Raw genomic sequence first — 21,986 nt, 5'->3', positions numbered from 1 at the left:
GATGCTCACAGTGGCCGACCGTAACCAAAGGCCGGAGCCGATGCAGCGCATCAGGACCGTCGCACCCGGATGATATGGTCGGCGACCGGCACAGACAGCGCGAACAGGAGGTGTGGTGAGGTCAGACACGAGTCGACGTCTATACCTGCCTTCGGGCCGGAGGTGCAGTACGCGCAGCGTGCGATGAACGGCGGCTCCTCCGCGCGCAGGTCCCGCGTCGTGGTCAGGTGACCGGCTACGATCCGGTCGTATGGTTCGCCGTCGGTGCGTTGCCCGGTTCGAAGGGTCCCCACCTGCGTGATGTGCGAGTCGGCGCTGCGCCACACTATGCTCTTGGCCAGCGACTCGGGGGAGGGAAAGTTCTCGGGCCCGCCCTCGGCGCGCCGGGCGTTCGTATTTTCGTCACGGGGGACAGGTGCGGGTTTTCGCTCGTACTCAGGACGTTTGGCTCACGGCAATATGATTGCTCGCTCGACACCGCGCTTCTGCCAGAAAGTGCTACTTACGCGAGCGAGTCGGCATACAGGCGAGAGGGTGCAACAGAAGAATGAGTAGGGAACGTCGTTCCTCGCGAGGTAGTCGTCGTCGAGCTGGCCTACTCTTCGGTAATTTGCTGACCGCCGCCGTGGAATCCGCGGACGGCGCGGTTGCCGTCCGCTTCAATCCGACAGGTGATCCGTCCGATCAGCGACAGTTGACCTATCGGGAACTCGACGAAACCTCCTCGCGCTGGGCGCGTGAGCTCATCACCCGCGGGGTCGGTGCAGGCGATATCGTGGCGGTCGGTATCGCGCGCAGCATCGAATCCGTACTCGCTGTATGGGCTGTCGCGAAAACGGGTGCGGCGTACATGCCGGTGGATCCCAGCTACCCGCCCGAACGGGTCGCGCATCTGCTCGCCGATTCGCAGGCGAGGCTTGGGTTGACCACCGCCGCATATCGGGCCGTGCTCGACGGCGGTGTCGAATGGCTGACGCTCGACGATCCCGCGCAGGTGGCGCGCGTTGCCGAGTATCCGGCGCACCCGATCTCCTACGCCGATCGGGTGCGGCCGGTCGACCACCGGCACCCCGCCTACCTGATCTACACCTCCGGATCGACCGGCAAACCGAAAGGCGTGGTGGTCACCCATCAGGGACTCGCGGCCGTCACCGCGCTGGGGCAGCAGTATTCGGTAACCGCCGATTCCCGTGTCCTGCACGTCATCTCCCCGAGTTTCGATTTCTCGCTAGAGGAATTTCTTTTCACGTTCGCCGCGGGCGCGACTCTCGTGGTGGCACCGCCGACCGTGTACGCGGGTGCGGAGTTGAAGGAAATGCTGCTGCGGGAGCGGATCACACATCTGCTCATCACGCCCAGTGCACTGGAAACCGTGGATCCGTCCGGGCTCGACGATCTGCGGGTCGTGGTATTCGGCGCGGACCGGCTCGGACCCGAGCTGGTGCGGCGCTGGGCGGGACCGAACCGGACCTTGTTCAACTCCTACGGCCCCACCGAGGCAACCATTGTGGTCACCAGCACCGAGCTGGCTCCGGACGCTGCGGTGACCATCGGCACGCCGATTGCGGGAGTCGGCGCATTCGTGCTGGATGCAGGCCTGCGACCGGTACCAGCAGGTGTCGGCGGCGAACTGTACCTGGCCGGACCGGCGCTGGCGCAAGGTTATTCCGACCGGCCTGCACTGACAGCCGCACGGTTCGTCGCCAATCCGTTCGGCGCCGATGGCGGCGCCCCGGGCGGACGGATGTACCGGACCGGCGATCTGGTGCGCCGTACCGATGACGGCTCGTTCGAATTCCTCGGCCGCACCGACTACCAGGTGAAGATCCGCGGCTACCGCATCGAGCTGGGCGAGATCGACACGACGCTGACCGAGCACCCCGCTGTGGACTTCGCCGTAACCCTCGACCGGACCCTCCCGTCCGGAGCGACGGGCCTGGTCTCGTACGTGCTGCCGCGCCCGCAGACCGAGCTGGACATCGGTGATGTCGCCGATTTCGCCGGGAAGCGGCTGCCGGAACATATGGTGCCCGCCGCGATCACCGTGCTCGACCGGATCCCGCTCACCCCGGCCGGGAAATTGGACCGTACCGCGCTGCCCACACCGGTTTTCGCGACGCGCGAGTTCCGTGCGCCGGTCACTCACGCCGAGACCGTGATCGCGGAGGTGTTCGCCGCCGTGCTCGGAGTGGACGAGGTCGGCCTGGACGATTCGTTCTTCGCGTTGGGCGGTGACTCGATCCTGTCGATCCAGCTGGTAGCGCGCGCCAAGATGCGCGGTGTGCTGTTCACCCCGCGCGACGTATTCGATCACCGCACCGTCGCCGCCCTGGCCGAGGTCGCCACGGCAGACGGCGCACCACGGCAGCGGCTCGCCGAACTGCCGGGCAGCGGCGTAGGCGAGATCCCGCTGACACCGATCATGGCCGCGACGCTGGCCGCAGGCTCGTCCTATCAGCGGTTCTCGCAGTCGATGGCGCTGCGGCTACCCGAGGGCATCGACCACACCACGCTCGTCGCGACCCTCGGCGCGGTGCTCGACCATCACGACGTACTGCGCGCCCGGCTGCGGCGCAGCGACGGGACAGACGCGGCGTGGAACTTCACGACACTGGAACGTGGCGCCGTGCAGGCCGACACGCTGGTGCACCGGGTGGAGCTGCCCGGCGATATCGACGACACGGAATTGTCCCGGCGGGCCGGCGTCGAATACGATGCCGCCCTCGGCCGCCTCGACCCGGCGAATGCGGTGATGCTGCAGTTCGTCTGGTTCTCGTTCACCGGCTCATCCTCGGCGGCGTCCGGCACAGCTGAAGCCGCCGGCACCGCAACCGGACGGCGCCGCGATGTGTTGCTGGTCGTCGCCCACCATTTCGTGATCGACGGCGTTGCCTGGCGGATCCTGATCCCGGATCTGGCCGTTGCCTGGTCGCAACTGGCGGCCGGTCGGCCGGTGGCGTTGCCGGAGAACGGGACGTCGATGCGCAGCTGGGCGCACGCCCTCACCGCCGCCGCGCAACAGCCGCATATCGTGGCGGAAATGCCGTTCTGGCAACAGGTGACGGCAACCGACGACCCACCGCTGGGTGCGCGGGCATTCGACCCTGCTGTGGACACTTTCGCCACCGTCGACCGCGTCGAAGCCACCGTGCCCGCCGATATCACCGAGGCGCTGCTGACCGTACTGCCGGGCCGGTACCACGGTGGCGTCGCCGACGGCTTGCTGTCGGCGCTCGCTGTGACGGTGAGCAGGTGGCGCGGTGAAACCGCCGGGGGTGCAACGCTGATCCGGCTGGAAGGACACGGCCGGGAAGAAGACGCCGTCGCGGGCGCGGACCTGTCGCGGACGGTCGGCTGGTTCACCAGCGTCCACCCCGTCCGGCTGGATCTGCACGGCGCTGACCTCGACGAAGCGTTCGCGGGCGGAAAAGCCCTTGGCGACATCGTCAAATCCGTGAAGGAGCAGCTGCGCGCGGTGCCCGGCAAGGGGCTGGGCTATGGGCTGCTGCGTTGGTCGAACCCGGAAACCGCCGCAGCGCTGGGCGATGCCGGACAGATCAGCTTCAACTATCTGGGTCGTGTCTCGACCGGGGAAGCCGCCGGGCAGCTCGCGGAGTTCGGTTGGGCGCCGGTCGCGGACCTGGGACAGCTGGATGCCGTGATGGATGCGGATATGCCCGCCGGCGGTGTCCTCGATATCAACGCGATCGTCACCGACGGTCCCGACGGCCCGCAGCTCGGTGCGTCGTTCGCCTTCCCGACCGGCTTGTTGACCCGGGAACGCGTGCAGGAATTCGCCGACCTGTGGGTGGCTGCCCTGCATGCGCTGGCACAGCACGCTCACCACCCCGACTCCGGTGGTCGCACGCCATCGGATCTGCCGTTGGTGACAGTCGGCCAAGCACAGATCGAACGCTGGGAACGGGAGTATCCGGCGCTGCAGGATGTGTGGCCGCTGTCGCCGTTGCAGGCCGGGCTGCTGTTCCATGCGCTGATGGCCCAGTCGAGCGTCGACGTGTACACCACTCAGGCGCAAGTGGATCTGAGCGGAGAGCTGGATATCGAGCGGCTGCGGGCCGCCGCGCAGGCGGTGCTCGACCGGTACCCGAACCTGCGGACCGCGTTCGTCACCGACACCGAAGGCCGTCCCGCGCAACTGATCATGGACCGCGTCGAGGCGCCCTGGCGAGAAGTGGATCTGACGCAGCTGCCCGAGCTCCAGCGGAATGCTGAACTGCATCGGCTGGCCGCGGCCGAACGCCGCACGCAGATCGAGACGTCGACGGCGCCGCTGATGCGATTCACCCTGTACCGCAGTGGGAACGGCCCGGACGGACCACAGTGGCATCTGGTGATCACCACCCATCACATCCTGCTCGACGGCTGGTCGATGCCGCTGCTGCTGCGTGACGTCCTCGTGCTGTACGCGACACGCGGCGATCAGTCCGCACTGCCGCGGGTCGCCTCCTACCGCAACTTCCTGAGCTGGTTGGCCGGCCGCGACCGCGAGGAATCGCTGCGGGTGTGGGCGCAGGCCCTGGCCGGCGCGGACGAGCCGACCCTGCTCGCGCGGCAGCCGCGAACCGCCGAAAACTACGCTATCGGCGCACACGTGACCAGCGTCGACGCCGACCGGACGCGCCGGATCACCGCACGCGCCGCCGAACTCGGGATCACCGTGAACACGCTGATCCAGGCGGCATGGGGCATTCTGCTCGGCAGGCTCACCGGCCGCGACGACGTAGTATTCGGCGCGACGGTGTCCGGTCGTCCGGCGCAGCTGACCGGTGTGGAATCGATGGTCGGCCTGTTCATCAACACGCTGCCGGTGCGGGTGCGAGTCGACGAACACGCCACAGTCGACGATTTCCTGCGCACCCTGCAGCGTGAACAGGCCGACCTGCTGGATCACCACTACCTCGGCCTCACCGATATCGAACGCGTCGCCGGGCCCGGGGCGCTGTTCGACACGCTGCTGGTCTTCGAGTCCTACCCGATCGACCGGGACGCCATCGCCGCGGTGAGCTCCGTCGACGGTGTGTCGGTGACCGGTGTCGGTCTGCGCGACGATACGCATTACCCGCTGACATTGCTGGTGACAGCGCAATCGACGATCGAACTGACCTGGAAATATCTGCGCAGCCGGTTCACCGCCGAGGACGTGGAATCGTTCGCGGCGCGGATGTTCCGCGTGCTGGACGCGCTGCTCGACGCGCACGACACCCGCGTCGGCGATATCGACATCATGCTGTCGGCCACCGAACGGGACCGGATTCTGCTGGAGTGGAACGACACCCGCTACTCGACCGAACCCGGCCTGCTGCTGGACGGCTACCGCCGCGCGGTCCGTGAGCACCCGGACCGTATCGCCGTGGTCTATGAGGGCGCCGAGCTGACGTACCGGGAGTTCGACGAGCGCGTCAACCGGCTCGCCCGGCTGCTGATCGCGCACGGAGTCGGTGCGGAAACACTGGTCGGGCTGGCGGTCCGGCGTTCGCTCGACCTGGTCGTCGGCATGTACGCGATCGTCACCGCTGGCGGGGCGTATGTGCCGCTGGACCCGGATCATCCGGCGGAACGCATCGGCCACGTGCTGCGCACCGCGCAACCGGTGTGCGTGCTCACCACCACAGACACCGACGCGGTGCCGGTGCCGGACGGAACCGTGGTGCTGCACCTCGACTCCGAAGATCTGCACGGCCTCGACGGCGACCCGGTGCGCGCGCAGGAACTGCTGCGCCCGCTGCATCCGGACAACCCTGCCTATGTGCTGTTCACCTCGGGTTCGACCGGGCGACCGAAAGGGGTCGCGGTATCGCATGCGGCGATCCACAACCAGATCTCCTGGATGCTCGACACGTATCCGATGGGCGCGGACGACGTGTACTTCCAGAAAACCCCGACCGTCTTCGACGTGTCGCTGTGGGGTTACTTCATGACGTTGCGTGCCGGCGCGACACTGGTTATCGGCACCCACGACGGTCACCGCGACCCGGCGTATCTCGCCGAAACCATCGCCGCCCAACGGGTGACGGTCACCGACTTCGTCCCGTCGATGCTCGCCGTGTTCGCGGCCCACACCACACCGGACGCAGTCACCACCCTGCGGCAAGTTTTCGTGGCCGGCGAGGCGCTGCCCCCCGAAACCGTCGCCGCGCTGCACGCGATCTCCGATGCGGCCGTGCACAACCTGTACGGCCCGACCGAGGCCGCGGTGTCGGTGACGCACTGGCCGGTGACCGGCGCCGAACACAGCGTGCCCATCGGAACGCCGGAGGGCAACAGCCGGGTCTATGTCCTGGATTCCCGGTTGCGGCCGGTTCCTGCCGGGGTCACCGGCGAACTGTATCTGGCCGGGGATCAGCTGGCGCGCGGTTATGTGGCGCGGGCCGACCTGACCGCAGAACGGTTCGTCGCCAACCCGTTCGAGGCAGGCGAGCGGATGTACCGCACCGGCGATCTGGTGCAGTGGCGGCCGCGGGAACACGGCGTGCTGGACTATTTGGGCCGCAGCGACTTCCAGGTGAAGTTCCGTGGTCAGCGCATCGAACTCGGTGATATCGAATCGGCGTTGCTGGCGCAGCCGTCGGTGAGTCAGGCCGTTGTCCAGGTGGTGGCCTCGGAGCTGGGGGACCAGCTGGTGGCGTACGCGGTGCCTGCGCCGGGCGCCGCGATCGATGCGACGGCGCTGCTGTCCGAGCTGGGCGCAACGCTGCCCGCGTATATGGTGCCGGCCACCGTGACGGAGCTGCCTGCTTTGCCGCTCAACACCAGCGGCAAACTCGATCGCCAGGCGTTGCCGCGGCCTGCGTTGCGCGGCCGAGCTTTCCGGGCGCCGTCCACGCCGATCGAGGAGATCGTGGCCGGAGTGTTCGCCGAGGTCCTCGGCGTCGACCGGGTCGGCGTCGACGACGACTTCTTCGCCCTGGGCGGCAACTCGCTGGTCGCCGCTCAGGTCACCGCCCGCTTGAGTGCGGCGCTGGATACACGGGTGTCGGTGCGCACCCTGTTCGACGCGCCGGTGGTGGCGAAATTGGCGACCGCCGTGGTTCCCGGCTGCGACTCCGCGGCCGACCGGCCCCCGCTGACCCGGGCCGAACGCCAGGAACGGATACCGCTGTCGCTGGCCCAACAGCGTATGTGGGTGCTCAATCAGGTCGACACCGAATCCCCGGCCTACAACCTGCCCTTCGTCCTCCGGCTCACCGGTGAGCTGGACGTGCCCGCGCTGCGGCAGGCCGTCGCGGACGTTGTCGAACGGCACGAGGCGCTGCGCACCCGGTTCCCTGGTTACGGCCCCGACGGCGAACCGCACCAGCAGATCCTGTCCGTGGCCGAAACCTTGGCCGAAGGGCTGCCCGTCGACACAGCGACCGCCGCAAGCGCCGACCGCGTCGCCGAGTTGCTGTCCGCCGGGTTCGACGTCACCGAACAGCCGCCCGTGCGCGCCCGGCTGTTCACCGATCCCGGCACGAACGAGCACCTGCTGGTCGTCGTGGTGCACCATATCGCCGCGGACGGTGTTTCGCTCGCGCCGCTGGCGCGGGACCTGGCCACCGCCTACCTGGCGCGCACCGCGGGCATCGCGCCCGGCTGGGCGCCGCTGCCTGTGCAGTACGCCGATTACGCGATCTGGCAGCGCCAGGTCATCGGCGACGACGGCGATGAGCAGTCCGTCGCCGCCCAGCAGCTGGCGTACTGGCGGGAGCAGCTGGCCGGCGTGTCCGAGGTGCCGCGGCTGCCGCTGGACCGGCCGCGCCCGGCCACGCCATCGACGCGCGGCGCCCATCTCGGTCTCGTGGTGCCCGCGCAGGTGCATGCCGGGCTGGCCGGTATCGCCCACGAACACAACGCGTCGCTGTTCATGGTCGTGCACGCTGCTGTGGCGGTCCTGCTGTCGCGGCTGTCCGGCGGCTCGGATATCACGGTCGGTACCCCGATCGCCGGTCGCGGCGCCGCCGCTCTCGATGATCTGGTCGGCATGTTCGTCAACACGCTGACCTTGCGCCTCGCCGTCGCAGGCGACGCCACCTTCACCGATCTGGTCGAACAGGCCCGCGACACCGATCTGTCCGCTTTCGCCAATGCCGATATCCCGTTCGAGCGGGTCGTCGAGGTGGTACTGCCTGCGGCGACGGGCTCGGGTGATCCGCTGTTCCAGGTGATGCTGTCGTTCCAGAACACCGAGCAGCCCTCGCTGGAGTTGCCAGGTCTGACGGTCGCGGCGCTGGACACCGGCGATGTGGTGGCGAAATTCGATCTGCAGGTGACCGTCGAGCCGCGGTATCGCGACGACGGAACGCACGGCGAACTCGCGGTTGCTTTCATCTACAAAACAGAGCTTTTCGAGGAAACGACCATCGAGGGCCTCGGCCGGAGGTTCGAACGGATCCTCGCTGCTGTCGTCGCCGACCCACACACCCCCGTCGGTGCTATCGACATCCTCGATACGGGCGAGCGCGAGCACGCGCTACTCGCCCCCATTCCGTCCGCCGAGCCGGAGCCGGCGCCGAAGGAGATCACTGTGCTGCCGCAACTATTGGCCGACGCTGTAGACAACAACCCGGACGGTATCGCTGTCGTCTACGCCGACGCCGCAGAACAACTGGCCGATATCGAGTACGTGGAGCTCGACGACCGCTCCACACAGCTGGCCAGGCTGTTGATTGCACGTGGTATCGGCCCCGAGGACCTGGTCGCCGTCGGTATCCCGCGTTCACTGGAATCGGTGCTCGCGGTCTGGGCGGTCGCGAAAACCGGCGCCGGGTTCGTACCCGTCGACCCCAACTATCCTGTCGATCGCGTCCGGCATATGGTGACCGATTCCCGCGCTGTGCTCGGTCTCACCGTGACAGCGGTGCGGGCAGACCTGCCCGACGGGGTGGACTGGGTTGCTGTCGACTCCGACGAGATCGACCGGCGCCTCGACGACTACTCGACCGAACCGGTGTCCGACGCCGATCGCAGGCGGCCGTTGCGGGCCGAGCACCCCGCCTACGTCATCTACACGTCCGGGTCGACCGGAACACCCAAGGGTGTGGTCGTCACCCAGGCCGGGCTGGCGAGCTTCTGCGCTGAGCAGCGCGAGCGTTACCGGGTGACCAGCAGTTCCCGGACCCTGCATTTCGCGTCGCCGTCGTTCGACGCGTCGGTGCTGGAACTGCTGCTCGCCGTCGGCGGCGCCGCGACCATGGTCGTGGCCGCGCCCACCGTCTACGGCGGCGAGGAGCTGGCCGCGCTGCTGCGCCGTGAACGGGTGACGCATGCGTTCATCACCCCGGCCGCGCTGGCCTCGCTCGACCCGGCAGGTCTGGACAAACTGCGTGTCGTGGTCGCCGGTGGCGAAGCCTGCCCCCCGGAACTCGTGCAACGCTGGTCGATTCCGATTGCAGGCCGCCGGACCCGCGAGTTCTACAACGGTTACGGCCCCACCGAAACCACGATCATGACCAATATCAGCGCACCGCTGACGCCGGGGCAGGTCGTCACCATCGGCGGGCCGATCCGCAACATCACCGAGTACGTGCTGGACGAGCGGCTGACACCGGTCCCGGACCGCGCGGTCGGCGAACTGTATATCGCCGGTGCGCAGGTGGCGCGGGGCTATCACGAGCGGCCCGCACTGACGGCAGCCCGGTTCGTCGCGAACCCGTTCGACCCCAGTGGCGCGCGCCTGTACCGGACCGGTGATCTGGTGCGGCGAACCACCGACGGCGACCTGGAGTACCTGGGCCGCAACGACTTCCAGGTCAAAATCCGTGGTTTCCGGATCGAGCTCGGCGAGATCGACGCGGTCCTGGCCGCGCACGAAACAGTCGATTTCGCTGTCACTGTCGGGCACGAACTGCCCACCGGGGCGACCGTCCTCGTGTCCTATGTGCATGCGGCCCCGGGTGCGGCCGCCGACCCCGCGGCGCTCCTCGCATCGGCCGCCCGCGTACTGCCCGCGCATATGGTCCCGTCCACCGTGATCGTGCTCGACGAGATTCCGCTGACCCCGGTCGGCAAACTCGATCGCGCCGCATTACCTGCGCCGGTTCTGCACACCCGGGCATACCGAGCGCCGTCCGGTGAGCAGGAAGAGCTGGTGGCGGGCGTGTTCACCGACCTGCTGCAGCCGTCGACCCCGGTCGGCGCCGACGACGACTTCTTCGCTCTCGGCGGTAACTCGCTCATCGCCACCCGGCTCATGGCGCGACTGGGCGCGGCACGCAACACCAGGATCCCGGTGCGGCTGCTGTTCGAGGCCACCACGGTCGCCGAGCTCGCGGCCCGGCTGGACGAGTACGCACCCGACGGTGCCCGCCCCGCGCTGGTCGCAGGTCCTCGCCCCGAACGTATCCCGCTGTCCCTGGCCCAGCAGGGTGTGTGGTTCCTCAACCGTTTCGACCCCGCGTCCGTTGCCTACAACGTGCCGATGGCGGTGCGATTGACCGGAGACCTCGACACCGAGGCGCTGCGCGCGGCCGTCACGGATCTGGTGGAGCGCCACGAGATCCTGCGCACGGTGTACCCGTACGCGGATGCGGGGCCTGCCGTCGCGGAGGCGGCGCCGATGCAGGTGATCCTTCCTGCGGCGCAGTCGATCCCGGCGATGCCGGTCCGGTCCGTCGACCCCGCCGAGGTGGCCGGGGACGTCGTCGCCTTGGCGATGACGGTCTTCGATCTGACCACCGAGGTGCCGATCCGTATCGCGCTGTTCGACCTCGGCCCCGCGACCGGCCGATCCGGGCGCGAGTACGTGCTGGCGATGGTGGTGCACCATATCGCCGCCGACGGTTCCTCGATCGGCCCGTTGGCCCGCGACCTGATGACGGCGTACGCGGCGCGGCGCGGCGGGTCGGCCCCGGACTGGGCGCCGCTGCCGGTGCAGTACGCCGACTACAGCATCTGGCAGCGTGAGCGGCTCGGCTCGGAGAACGACCCGGAGTCGCTGGTGGCGCAGCAGATCGCCTACTGGAAGCAGGCGTTGGCAGGACTGCCGGATCAGCTCGATCTGCCGTCGGACCGGCCGCGTCCGGCGGCCCGGTCCTTCGCAGGCGGGCAGGTCGCGGTGCGGATCGACGCCGAAACCCACCGCAGGCTGGCGGAAGCGGCGCGGGCCGAAGGCGCGACCCTGTTCATGGCCGTGCACACCGCGCTGGCCGTGCTGCTCGCGCGGCTGTCGGGTACCGACGATATCGCCATCGGCTCCCCGGTCGCCGGACGCGGCGAAGCCGAACTCGACGATCTGATCGGCATGTTCATCAATACGCTGGTGTTCCGTACCCGCTATGACGCGAGTGCGTCGTTCACCCAGCTGCTCGCCCGCCAGCGGGACACCGATATCCAGGCGTTCGCGCACGCGGACGTGCCGTTCGAGCGGCTCGTCGATGCGCTGAACCCGGTGCGTTCGACGGCCCGGCATCCGCTGTATCAGATCGCGCTGTCGTTCCAGAATCTGGAGCCGGTCGCGTTGGAGCTGCCGGAGCTGGCCGTCGCGGGCCTCGATATCGACGGGCAGGTTTCGCAGTTCGACCTGCACTGGATGATCGGCGACACCTATGACGAGACGGGTGCACCCGCCGGAATCGGCGGCGTGGTCAGCTACGCCACCGATATGTTCGACCACGACACCGTGCAGGGTTTCGTCGACCGGTTCGTGCGGCTGCTCGGCGGGATCGCCGCCGAGCCGGGCGCGGTGCTCGGCGATATCGATCTGGTCGATGCGGCCGAGCGGTCGAGCCTGCTGTCGGATGTCGTGGAAACAGCGCACCCGGTTCCGGGTGAACACCTGCTGTCGGGCTACCGGCGCTGCGTCGCCGCCACCCCGGACGCGGTCGCCCTCGTGTCCGAGGACAGCACCTGGACCTATCGCGAGTTCGACGACCGGGTCAACCGGCTCGCCCGGTATCTGATCGGGCAAGGTGTCGGCCCGGAATCCGTGGTGGCGCTGGCTATCCCACGCTCGCCCGAATTGGTGATCGCCATGTACGCGGTGCTGACCGCGGGCGCGGCGTATCTGCCGCTCGACCTCGAACATCCGGCCGGGCGTATCGCCTACGTGCTGGAGACAGCCGAGCCTGTTTGTGTGCTGACCGCAGGCGGCGACACCTCGGCGGTATCCGGGGTTCGGGTGATCGACTTCGCCGCGGAGGATCTGTCCGGATATTCCGGAGCTCCGGTGGGCGTGGGCGAGTTGCGCGCTCCGGTGCGCCCGGACAACCCGGCGTACGTGCTGTTCACCTCCGGATCGACCGGCAGGCCCAAGGGCGTGATGGTGTCGCACGGCGCGATCGTCAACCAGGTGGAATGGATGGCGGCGCAGTATGCGTTCGGGCCCGCCGATGTATACCTGCAGAAGACGGCGACAACGTTCGATGTGTCACTGTGGGGTTTCTTCGTTCCCCTGTGGACCGGTGGACAGTTGGTGCTCGCCGCGCCCGGCGGGCAACGCGATCCGGACTATATCGCCGGGCTGATCGCCGCGCACCGGGTGACACTCACCGATTTCGTCCCCTCTGTGCTGCAGGTGTTCCTGACCGCCGCCCGGGCGGAGCAGCTGACCACTTTGCGTGACGTGTTCGTCATCGGAGAAGCATTGCCGCCCAGCGCCGTCGCCGATTTCGCGGCGTTGTCGAACGCCGGACTGCACAACCTGTACGGCCCGACGGAAGCCGCGGTATCGGTGACGTACTGGCCTGCGACGACGCGCGACCGGACGACCGTGCCGATCGGTTCGTCGCAGTGGAACACCCGCACCTACGTCCTGGACACCCGGCTGCATCTGACCCCGCCCGGCGTCGTCGGCGAACTGTATCTGGCCGGAGACCAACTGGCGCGTGGCTACCTGCGCCGCCCCGATCTGACCTCGGACCGGTTCGTCGCCGACCCGTATGGTCCCGCGGGCGCTCGCATGTACCGGACCGGAGATCTGGTGCGCCGCAACGACGACGGTGTGCTGGAATACCTGGGACGTATCGACTTCCAGACCAAGATCCGCGGTCACCGGATCGAGCTGGGGGAGATCGAGGCCGCGCTGCTGGGCGAGTCGTCCGTGACACAGGCCGTGGCCATGGTGACGCCCTCGGAGATCGGTGACCAGCTGGTCGCCTATGTGGTCGCACCCGGCGATACGGCGGCCGAGGTATTACGCGAATCGCTGGCGCAGACGTTGCCGTCGTATATGGTGCCCTCGGCGATCATGGTGCTCGACAGCTTCCCGACGAACGACAGCGGAAAGCTCAACCGCGCCGAACTGCCGCGGCCGGAGTTCCGGACCAGGGATTTCGTTGCGCCCGCCACCGCGACCGAACAGGCAGTGGCCGAAGTGTTCGCCGACGTCCTGACCGTCGCCAGGGTCGGTGCCGAGGACGATTTCTTCGAACTCGGCGGCACCTCGCTGGTTGCGTTCACGCTGCAGCGCGCGCTGACGGCCCGGCTCGGCGTCGATGTGCCGATGGCTGCCCTGTTCACTACGCCGACGGTGCGCGGACTCGCCGCCCGCATCGATGATCCGGACAGCGCCGCCGCTGTGACCCCGGCCGACGATTCGGCGACTGTCGCTACCGATGCCGTTCTGGAACCCGAGATCGACGCAACGGGAATCGCCGCAGCGGCCCAGGGGGAGCCGGAGGAGGTGCTGCTCACCGGCGCGACAGGATTCGTCGGCGCGCATCTGCTGCAGGAACTGCTGCACGCCACCTCCGCGCGTGTGTGGTGCCTGGTGCGCGGCGACGACGACGATCACGCACACAAGCGGATCCGCAATGCGCTGGAGAAGTACCAGATCTGGGACGAGTCCTACAACGGTCGCATCGTCGCCGTCGCCAGTGATCTGGCCGCGCCGCGGTTGGGGCTGGACCAGCCCGCCTATGATCGGCTCGCCGAGCGCATCGAGGTGATCTACCACAACGGTGCCCGGGTCAACCACATCGAACCCTATGCACGGCTGCGCGCCGCCAACGTGGAAGGCACCCGCGAAGTGCTGCGGCTGGCGACCACGCAGCGGATCAAACCCGTGCATTTCGTCTCCACCGTCAACACCGTGATCCCGGGTGTGCCCGCACCGGATTTCCTCGGCCGCGAGGACGGCGAACTGCGCATCGATGAAGTGTCCGGGAACGGGTACGTCACCAGTAAATGGGTGGCCGAGCAACTGGTGCGGCAAGCAGGGGAGCGCGGGGTCCCGGTGAGCATCTACCGGCCGGGCATTGTCTGCGGTGATCCGCGCACCGGCGTGAACAGCGCCGACGACTCGTTCTGGAATATGATCCGTGCCGCCGCCATCCTGGGGCTCGCCCCCGATATCGGCGATGCCGCGATGCCGCTGGTGCCGGTGAACTACGTGGCTTCGGCGATCGTATCCCTGGCCGCCCGGCCCGCGGTGGGCAGGGCCTACCACCTGGTGAACACGCGGCCGGTGCCGATCCGCAATATCTTCCGCTCACTGGCGAAGCACGGGATTGCGGTCGAGACCGGATCGGTGGAGGAGATCGCGACCAGGCTGGCCGAGGAAGCCGCGGCGCGCGATGCCGCGGGCGACGACTCGCTGGTACGTGCCGCCCTGGTCAGCGGTAACTATGGCGGGGTCGCGGCGAGGGTCGACGACACCCGCACTCGCGCGGAGCTGGCCGGGCACGGCGGCGGTATCCATTGCCCGCCGATCGATACCGCCGCGCTCGACGCCTACGTCAGGTCGTTCATCGATACTGGTTTCTTCCCCGCCCCCAGCGGAGATCGTGCGCCGGAGAGCGACGTCGAGTAAGCAAGTAAGAACGAGCCGGACGACCCGCTCATCCACTCTGGAAGGACGACATGACCGAACAAACCACCTCACCCGCCGCCGCGTCGGGCACTTTCGCCCTCGGCGGCGACCTGCCGGTCCACCGCCTCGGTTTCGGCTCGATGCAGCTCACCGGCGAGGGGGTGTGGGGTGAGCCGAAGGACCCGGACGAGGCCATCCGGGTGCTGCGCCGAGCGGTCGACCTCGGTGTCACCTTCATCGATACCGCCGACTCCTACGGTCCGTTCGTCACCGAACGCCTGATTCATCAGGCGCTGCACCCGTACCCTGACGATCTGGTGATCGCGACCAAAGCCGGACTCGCCCGGCCGGGCCCTGGCGAATGGCTGCCGTTGGCTCGCCCCGAATATCTGCGCCAGCAGCTGGAACTGAGCCTGCGGCATCTGGGTGTCGAACGCATCGACCTGTACCAGCTGCACCGCATCGACCCGAAGGTGCCGCTCGCCGACCAGCTCGGCGCACTGGTGGAGCTGCAGAAAGAGGGCAAGATTCGGCATATCGGCCTGTCCGAGGTGACCGTCGCCCAGGTCGAGCAGGCCCGTAAGATCGCGAAGATCGTCTCGGTGCAGAACCTGTACAACCTCGCCAACCGCGATGCCGAGAATCTGCTCGACTACGCCGAAGCCAACAACATCGCCTTCATCCCGTGGTTCCCCATGGCCACAGGCGATCTCGCCCGCCCCGGCGGGCCACTGCACGACTTCGCCCGTGACGACGCTACGCCGTCGCAGCTGGCGCTGGCCTGGCTGCTGCGCCGCTCCCCGGTCCTACTGCCCATCCCCGGCACCTCCAAGGTCGCGCATCTGGAGGAGAACACTGCCGCCGCGACCATCACTCTCAGCGACGAGGAATTCGCGGCCCTGTCCCAGGTGAGCACCCCCGCACCGGCGCGCGGTAAGCGGTTCCGGTTGCCGAAACTGTCTCGCGGCTGAGCGCGGCGGGACCTGAGAAAGCAGAGCGGGATGCGCGAATCACAGCTGGCGGCCAACGACGCCGCCTACTACTACTTCCGCTACTCGGGCCGGGTCACCGACTGGCCGATGTGGTGGGTGTTCGAGAGCGAGACCGGCGCACCGTCCGCCGACGAGATCGTCCGCCACTTCAGTGCACGGGCCGAGGTCCTGGAACCGTTGCGCAGACGCGTGCACGACGTGCCCGGCGGATTCGCACACCCGTTCTGGGGTGTCGACGACTCTCCGATCGACAGCCATATCGTCACCCATCCCGGGGAGCTGGACTGGCCCGGCTGCCTTGACAGGATGGGCGCGGTCCTGTCGCAGCCACTGGACGCCCGAATCAGTGCCTGGCAGTTGCACGTGTTCCCCGAGGTGTCGGGGGTGCCCACGCTGACCGGCGCGGGAACGGTCGTCATGATGCACATCAGCCACGCGCTCATGGCGGGACCGGCCATGACCTCGCTGTCGGAAGCGTTGTTCGCGGCAACACCCGAGCCCGTGCGGATCGACGGGCTCGGCCCCGCAGCGAAACGCCCACCGCTCACCCGCGCCGCCATTGCCGGAGCGCTGCGCTGGCCGTGGCAGGTGCTGCAGTTCAACGCCGCAGTCCGGGCCGAGAACCGGCGGATCGACCGCGACGGAGACGACGGCGGGCCCAGCACACCGCCGCGCAGCCGGACCGTGTTCAACCGGCGGGTCGGACCGGAGCGCGCCATGCGGACGTTTCCTCTCCGGTTGCAGGACGTCCGGATACCGGGCGTCACCGTGACGGCCGTCGGTCTCACCGCGATATCGCGCGCTATGCAGCGGTATCTGGACGAACGCGGCGAAACCTGCCCGGACGATCTGGCAGCGTATGTGACCATCGCCGTACCCGAGGCGACGGTGATGGGCGTCAACCGTGTCGGCGCCGACGTGGTCGACCTGTCCCCGGCGCTGCCGGACCTGGCCGGGCGCGCCGAGGCGGTGGACGCCACCCTGCGGGTCCGCCGCCGCTCGGCGTCCAGCCGCCGCGAACTCAACCGTCTGGAATTGGTGGACCGGCTGCCCAGCCGGGTGTACCGGGCCAGATTCGGCACCCTGTGGCCGGACGACCCTGCCGCGCCCGCGGTCGCGCACACGATCCTGACCAGCATCAAATGCGAGCCGACCGCCGAATGGTCGTTGCTGGGCAGGCGGTTCCGCTTCGCGGGCATGCTGCCGCCGGTGTATCCGGATATCGGTCTGGCCCATTCCTTCGTCGGCGCGGGGGACAGCTTCACCGTCTCCGCGGCGTGCGATCCCGATATCGTCGCCGACTTCGACGATTACTGCGCTCTACTGCGCGAGTCGATCCATGAGGTGACTGCCGCCGTCGGCGCGGCGAAGTGACGCTCGGCGAGCAGCGGTCGAATCCGCCCTCGGTGTCGGATTCGATCGACTGCACCGAACCGGAACGGCCGAGCAGAACAGCGATCGGTGTCGAATCAGGATTCGTCAGGTATCGGGCGCCCGGCTCACGGTGATGGCATCGGTGGCGTCGATCTCGATTCCGCGCCTCCTCGGATGGGCGTGCGTGGCGTTATTCCGCCGATACGGGCATGCTGGCCCGGTGAACGGTGAGGTGTCGATCGAGATAGCGCCCGAACTCCATACCTTTGTCGCGGCGAGGCGACGGCATGGTCCGGCGGCGGCGAGGATCGATGGGGTGTCGACACTGGGGCATCTGGTCGAATCGTTGGGGGTCCCGCTCACCGAGGTGGGCTCCCTGGTAGTCGATGCGGCGCAGGTGCCGCCGGGGTACCTGCCGCGCGGTGGGGAAACGATCGCGGTGGGGCCGAAACCGCGCCCCCAGCGGGTGCCGGGCCCGATCCGGTTCCTGCTCGATATCCACCTCGGGACCCTGGCCCGGCGGCTGCGGCTGCTCGGGGTCGACGCCGCCTACGAAAAACCCGATATCGGCGATGCCGCGCTGGCGGCCCGTTCGGCGGCTGAACAGCGCATCGTATTGTCCCGTGATCGGGGGCTGCTGCGCCGCCGCGAGATCTTCGCGGGCGCCTATGTCTACAGTCATCGCCCCAGTGAGCAACTCGACGACGTGCTGTCCCGTTTCGCCCCGCCACTGGCGCCGTGGACGCGCTGCACCGCCTGCAATGGGCTGCTGGTCACGGTCGCCGGGGACGAGGTGCGGGAACGGCTGCCTGCCGGCACGGCGGAAAGTTTCGACACTTTCGCCGAATGCAGCAACTGCGGACAGGTGTATTGGAAGGGAGCGCACCACGCCCGGATCGATGCGATGGTCGAGCGGGCGCGGCGCGAGTTCTACCCGTGACCCCGGACCGCGCAGAACGGTGTCCGGGCCCGGGTGTGGCTCACTCGGCGAAGACCGGGTTCATATCCGCGTACAGCCGCTGCTCGGCGAACCGTCCATCGCTGTCGACCGCTACGAAGATACATCCGGGAAGTTCGATCACCTTGCCGTTCTTCAGATCGAACCGGATACGGAGCTCGAACAGACCGGTGGCGGTGCCGTCGGTTTCCGCTTCGAACGCCGTGACGACGTTGTGCCGAACCGCGGTGCAGCGGTCGAGCACCATCTGGATCGCCGTCTCGGCGGTGTCGCGCCCGAACACCGGCTCCGCATTCGCGAACGTGAACTTCACGTCCTCGGTCATCAGTTCGCATGACTCGTGCAGCCGCCCTGAGTCGATCAGCCCGTAGTACTTCTCCACCAGGGAACGAACCGACGTGGTAGCAGACATATTGCACTCCTCGATGAGTTGTATTGGTGCCAACGGCCTTTCGGTGATCCTACTCATGCTCCGCCCGGCGTCGAGTCGCTTCGCCGCTATCGGACCAGCGCCTGAACATCGGCGCGGTGCGCGTACGGACGGAAGCTCGAGTCGGTGTCGGAGGTGCAGTGGGTTCGGCATCGAGCGTGTCGCACGGGGTGACGCGTACCCACGTCAGTTCCTGGAAAGTGGTCCCAGGCCGAGGGTTTCGTTGTCCCGGTGGTTATCGGGCCGCTGTTCCGGAGCGACGCCAGTGTCCACCGGCTTGTAGGGTTCTCGACAGGTCGGAATATGTCCGGCGGATGCGCGGAGGAAAGGGACGGCGGGGATGGCCAACGCATCGGTCGAGGTGCTCCTGGACGATTTCGAGAACAAGGACAGGTGGGAGGTCGCCGGAAACGGCGCGGGTCGTACGCATCTGACCACGTTCGCCGAGGGGGCGCCGAGTAAACGCCCTGGAGTGTATGCCGACGGTGTTGCGGGAGCCGACTACCGGGCTCTGGTCTTACTGATCCGGTCGGCGGCTGACGAACTGGAAATCGAACTGGTGGCGAAGGCGGGGAATACGTTCGCCATCTCCGGTCGTGTGGCGGCGGTGCGGTTGTGGGTGCGCTCGCCGCACGCCTCGATCCGGGTGTCGGCCCATGTCCGCGAGACCGTTGGGGGCGAGCGCGAGCTGACACTGGGGAGCATTTCCGCCCACAGTGAATGGAAACAGCTCGAATGCCGGCTGTCCGAGCCGGTGAACGACGTCGCTCTCCTCGCCCTCACGGTGCGGCTCACCGAGGTCTGCAAGCGCGAAGGTGAAGTCATGATCCTGCTCGATGATCTCACTGCCCTTACCACTTCCTGACAAGCGGTATTCATCCGGCGGTGACCCGAGTCGTGTCGGCTCGATCGTTGCTCGCGAATAGCCACTCGGGCCGAAAGACGCGGCCGACGAAGTGGCCGACGTAATGAGGCCGCCTGCCGGTTTTCTGTTGATCGCAACTGCCCGGGCCGAGAAGGTCCCGGACCCCATGGTCGGCGGATAATCGCACCGGCGAGAACTCTGCTGGCCCGTCGGCTGAATGCAGCCGACGGGCCGACGAGTCGACGGACCGGTCAATTCGGCGCTGCCACGCTCACACCGCTGGTGGGAGCAGGCGTGGGAATCGTTGTTTCGGAAGAAGTTCCCGTTGTCGTCGACTCGGTGGTCGTCGGAGCCGGCTGTGTGGTCCGGGAGAGGGTCTCGGTGGTCGTCGGAGCCGGCTGTGTGGTCCGAGAGGGGGTCTCGGTGGTCGTCGGAGCCGGTGGAGTGGTGGTTTTCGGTGTGGCCGCCACGGTCGGCGAGGTTGTCTGTTCCGGGGTGTTCGGCTCGCTGCTGGTGGTCGTCGGCGACGAGGTCGGCTCCGCGACAGGTTCGCTCGTCGGCGTCGCCGAGGTGGTGGCTGCCTCGTAGGCGGCGGCGAGATCCGCGGGTTCCGGCTTCGCGGCCGTATCGACCTGTTTGCCTGCCTGTGCCTGCTTCGCCAGGTGGGTGAGCCAGGCCGCCGCGTACTCGGCGGAGGTCAGCGGCTTTCCGTTACCGGCGTCGGCGTCACGCCAGTAATCGAAGTGATGGCCGGTTCCGTTCGGTCCGAGCGTGAGATTGTACGGGTCGCTCATGATCACCGGGATGGTGTTCTGGTTGGTCAGGATGAGTCCGATGATCTCGTTCAGCACCTTCTGCGGCAGGTAGGCCAGCGGGGCCATCTCGTCGGTCGAGATCGCATCCGCCTCGCCCGGCTCCGTGGGCTCGGCGGGGGTTTCGCCCGGCTTGTAGGCGGGGTCCGACACCCGCAGCAGCACCTCGAGGAAGGTTTCGTCGCTCTGCATCCAGTTCGGCTGGGACTGGATATCGGCGAACGCGGCGAGGGCGATGCGGCTGAGGACGACCGCGACATCCTGCCCGGTCGCCGGGGTGAGGCCTTCTCGTTCGAGAGCGTCGACGTTCAACTGCCTACCCACATTGACCACCAGTTGCAGCAGTGAAATGTTCTCCGGGGCAGCGCAGGTGAGGTCACCGTCCGAGCAGAACGACGCGATCTTGCCGTTCAGTGCACCGAAATCACCGCTGGTCCCGGGCAGTGCGCCCTGGCCGGGCACCGGTGTCTTGCCGTTCTGATACTCCTGGTCGAAGCCGTCGGGATTGCGGAACGGGTCCTCCGCGCCGGGGAACGGCCCGTCACCCGCCGAACGGCCTGCGTCGGCGAGGATCACGACACCGACCACATCGTCGGGGTCGACGATCCCGTATGCGCCGTCCTGGCCGGGCTCCTGATGCCCGATCTTCATCGCAACTCGGCGGACCACATCGGCGCCCTCGCTGTAACCGACGATGGAGAATTTGGTATCGGGGCAGGCCTGCGCGATCTCCCGCATCACCTGCTCGGTATTGGCGACACCGCTGTTGACGGCGTCCTCATAGGTGGCCATGTTCGCCGGGTACGCGATGTAGACCGCGGCGTACGAACCGGGCTCGACATCGTCGGCGGGCGCGTTGACAACCGGGTCGACCCAATGGCTGCGGTGGTCACCGGACAACGCCGCGGGCAGCGGATTGCCATTGGCGTCGACCAGCATCTTGGTGGTGCCCTCGACAGGGGTGTCGTTGCGGCCGGCCACCGAAATGGTCACCATATCGTGGCATTCGGTGACCGAAGCCTTGAGCTGCGTCTCCGCTGTCTGCGGCGGTGAGGTGAGCGCCCACGTGGCCGCGACCGCGGCGGCCAGCCCCAGCACTACCGGCGCGGCGACGGCCGGTCCGATACGATGCCGGGTCAATAACTCGCGAAGAGCCATGTCCTGTTCCCATTCCATTCGGTGACAAGTGGACGGACAGGCCCCCCGACGGGCCATGTGCCACCACAGACGTCGTGGACGGGAAGGAGAACGTTACCGAATGTGTCCGCTGTGCCTTCGCGCACGCAATATCGCGGCCCTGGCCGCCAGCCATTGATAGTCGTCCCACAATTCCGGCGCGCCCCGCTCCGCGCGGTAGCGTTCGATCAGCGGCTGTAAGACATCCCAGGACGTCCGGAGCGAATCACCCCAGGAATCGGCCACCACTTCCGTCGGTATGAACCCGTTGCGGCACATGATGCCCACGCAGTCGTAGCTGTGGCACACTCGCTCGGCGCGAAGGATCTCGCTTTCGGTCCAGGCGTCGAAGTCCCGGCCCTTCAGCTCCCGCATGACGAAACGTCTGTCCTGGCGCAGCTTCTCGTTTTGCAGCATGTCGTACACCGATTTGAACGCCGTCGCATACGTGGCCTTCCGCATCTCGATCACCTGCCACACCACCAGCGACGCGGCGACCAGCGCGATCAACGCGGTCGCTACCCCGGCAGCGGCCGCGATCGCCGAAGAATCCATCCGACACCCCCGATCGACCTACCGAAGAACACCGGAAAAGCCTAGCCGGAAAAGACTTTCACAGGCGCGCTACAGCGG

8 protein-coding genes are annotated in these 21,986 nt (G+C 67.7%); 5 read left to right on the top strand and 3 right to left on the bottom strand.

The genetic code is table 11. The features are described from left to right. The first annotated feature begins 610 nt into the window (after positions 1 to 610). From B0T44_RS14500 to B0T44_RS14485, 4 genes are all read left to right on the top strand, one after another. Positions 611 to 14,746, top strand: a complete 14,136-nt coding sequence (locus tag B0T44_RS14500; protein ID WP_077114856.1) for a non-ribosomal peptide synthetase — start codon at positions 611 to 613, stop codon at positions 14,744 to 14,746. A 50-nt stretch (positions 14,747 to 14,796) separates the two neighbouring features. Beyond that, positions 14,797 to 15,717, top strand: a complete 921-nt coding sequence (locus B0T44_RS14495) for an aldo/keto reductase (RefSeq protein ID WP_077114855.1) — start codon at positions 14,797 to 14,799, stop codon at positions 15,715 to 15,717. 30 nt (positions 15,718 to 15,747) lie between these two features. After that, positions 15,748 to 17,112 (top strand): wax ester/triacylglycerol synthase domain-containing protein, encoded by a 1,365-nt coding sequence (locus B0T44_RS14490; RefSeq protein WP_077114854.1) that lies wholly within the window; start codon positions 15,748 to 15,750, stop codon positions 17,110 to 17,112. A gap of 133 nt (positions 17,113 to 17,245) precedes the next feature. After that, on the top strand, positions 17,246 to 18,052 hold the full coding sequence (locus tag B0T44_RS14485; RefSeq protein WP_254854133.1) for a Mut7-C RNAse domain-containing protein: 807 nt from the start codon (positions 17,246 to 17,248) through the stop codon (positions 18,050 to 18,052). A 40-nt stretch (positions 18,053 to 18,092) separates the two neighbouring features. Here B0T44_RS14485 and B0T44_RS14480 read toward each other — a convergent pair whose 3' ends face one another. Beyond that, entirely contained in the window at positions 18,093 to 18,482 is a 390-nt protein-coding gene (locus tag B0T44_RS14480) for a nuclear transport factor 2 family protein (RefSeq protein WP_175647924.1), read from the bottom strand. A 358-nt stretch (positions 18,483 to 18,840) separates the two neighbouring features. On the opposite strand from B0T44_RS14480, the gene B0T44_RS14475 reads away from it, so the two are divergent. Beyond that, positions 18,841 to 19,365 carry a hypothetical protein gene (locus tag B0T44_RS14475; RefSeq protein ID WP_077114852.1) on the top strand — a complete coding sequence of 175 codons (525 nt, stop codon included), beginning with the start codon at positions 18,841 to 18,843 and terminating at the stop codon, positions 19,363 to 19,365. Positions 19,366 to 19,616: 251 nt separating this feature from the next. On the opposite strand, the gene B0T44_RS14470 is transcribed toward B0T44_RS14475, so the two are convergent. Both B0T44_RS14470 and B0T44_RS14465 read right to left on the bottom strand, forming a co-directional pair. Continuing rightward, positions 19,617 to 21,335: a cutinase family protein gene (locus tag B0T44_RS14470; protein WP_077115130.1), complete on the bottom strand. Its 1,719-nt coding sequence runs from the start codon at positions 21,333 to 21,335 to the stop codon at positions 19,617 to 19,619. A 93-nt stretch (positions 21,336 to 21,428) separates the two neighbouring features. Beyond that, positions 21,429 to 21,908, bottom strand: a complete 480-nt coding sequence (locus B0T44_RS14465) for a DUF4760 domain-containing protein (protein WP_077114851.1) — start codon at positions 21,906 to 21,908, stop codon at positions 21,429 to 21,431. Between the last annotated feature and the right edge of the window lie 78 nt (positions 21,909 to 21,986).

The sequence above is a fragment of the Nocardia donostiensis genome (genome assembly GCF_002081715.1).
Classification (GTDB): Bacteria; Actinomycetota; Actinomycetes; order Mycobacteriales; family Mycobacteriaceae; genus Nocardia; species Nocardia donostiensis.
The sequence above is the reverse complement of the archived record's forward strand: the minus strand, read 5'-3'. Positions and strand labels throughout refer to the sequence as shown.